2 protein-coding genes and 1 pseudogene are annotated in these 1,707 nt (G+C 23.3%); 1 reads left to right on the top strand and 2 read right to left on the bottom strand.

What is annotated here, in order from left to right:
* Positions 1–280: 280 nt before the first annotated feature.
* Together C6B38_RS03170 and C6B38_RS03165 are read right to left on the bottom strand one after the other, a co-directional pair.
* The gene (locus tag C6B38_RS03170) at positions 281–472 is read right to left on the bottom strand and encodes a hypothetical protein (protein WP_233485500.1); all 192 of its coding nucleotides are present in this window, start codon (positions 470–472) and stop codon (positions 281–283) included.
* Positions 473–533: 61 nt separating this feature from the next.
* Complete coding sequence (locus C6B38_RS03165; RefSeq protein ID WP_105298628.1) at positions 534–683, bottom strand: hypothetical protein; 150 nt, start codon at positions 681–683, stop codon at positions 534–536.
* A gap of 319 nt (positions 684–1,002) precedes the next feature.
* Here C6B38_RS03165 and C6B38_RS12320 point away from each other — a divergent pair.
* Positions 1,003–1,707 (top strand): annotated as a pseudogene (locus tag C6B38_RS12320) (IS30 family transposase); the annotation flags it as partial.

Genomic DNA, 1,707 nt, shown 5'->3' with positions numbered 1-1,707 from the left:
TTAATAGAAATATTCTTATTTTTATTAAATCCTACTAAAAAAATATTTTTCATAACAGACTCAATATTATGAATAATAAACAATATAGATTTATCATTTATATGTATAATATGGTTTTTCATCTTGTTAACATTATCAATAATAACCAAAATAATTAAATTTATTTAAAAATAAATTTGTAGACAGTGTATAGTGCAAAAATAAACAACAAAATTATTTATTCAATTCACATAAAAACTAGTGTGCCTTAGCTAAGATATATAATTGATTATAATAAATATTAAAATCCTTTAACCATAACACGGAAAAAGTTTAAGATTTTAATAATACAAAATATAGCAAATGGAATTAATATAATTCACGCTTCACCTAAGAAAACCATTATCTCAGGTAAAATATTTGTTATACCTTCTTTAACTTTTCATAATGCACTAGATAAACCAGTTCAAATACCAGTCATACCCTCAGTCATAGTTTTAGGTGTAGGTGCTTTGTTAAAAAATTAAACGCTGTTGTTAAATACATACCTAACATTATTTATTACTCTCCTTTCTTTCACTTTCTTTTTTATCTTTTTTCTTTCCTCGAATTTGACGAATTTTTTGGTAAATTAATAAACCAAAATAAAGAAAAATTGCTAATACAATAACAACACTAAATATTGTCGTTAATCAAGTTGGCATATTACATCTCCTCTCTAAAAACTAAAAAATTAAAATTTGCAAACTCGCTCCGCTCGTTGTCTCTTTGCTCCATTAAAAACACTATTGAATAAATTATTCGCTAATAAATTACGGGGATAATTTATTCTTTTACTTTTTAATTTTAATATCTTTTGCAATCTTATTAACAGTATTAATAATATTATCTTTACCATACTTTTTCACTAGCGACTGCAAAATAAAATATTGCTTTGTTTGCATAATTTCAACTTCTTAATTAAAAATATTAAAAAAATTTACTTTCCAAAACTGTAAAAACCAAAAATACAAAATGTGTGTGGTTTCTACACGTAAAAAATCAGTCAAACATATTAAATTTTCATATCAACAATTAATGTGATTAGATGAAAAATTTAATAAGTTTCATTGGTCGTCTGAAATTATTTGTTATGAATATAAACGTGAATTTGGTATTAAATTTCCGGCATGCTTTAAAACTTTTTATATAAGTATGTTTTTCTTGGTTTATTTGGTTTAAATAAGCGTAATTTGTATTTTCATGGTCGAAAAAATAAAAGTAAGCAAACTATTGATAATCGAGGTAAGTTAACTAATTTTTGAACTATTGCAGAAGCTAAACGTAATAAAAATGAATTTGGTTGATTTGAAATGGATACAATAGTTGGTAAAGATTTTAAATCTGTTTGTTTAGTTTTAACTGAGCAATTAAATAAATTTGAAATTGTAAGAAAATTAAAAGATAGAACACCAAACGAAGTAATTAGAGTTATTAAAATTATTTTTAAAACTAGCATTTTAAAGAAAATAGTTAAAGGTATTATAACTGATCAAGGTAAAGAGTTTTCAGAATGAAAACAAATTGAGACTTATATTGGTACTAAAGTTTATTTTTGTGATAAAGGTAAACCTACTAAAAAACCTATTGTAGAACGAATTAATTGTGATTTAAGACATTAGTTTCCTAAGGGAATTGATTTAGATATTTATTCACAACAACACTATGATGAAATAGTTAATATAATAA

Source organism: Spiroplasma sp. ChiS (genome assembly GCF_002968355.1).
GTDB classification, from domain to species: Bacteria; Bacillota_I; Bacilli_A; order Mycoplasmatales; family Mycoplasmataceae; genus Spiroplasma; species Spiroplasma citri.
Note: the sequence above shows the minus strand (reverse complement) of the source record. Positions and strands in the feature narration are given on the sequence as shown.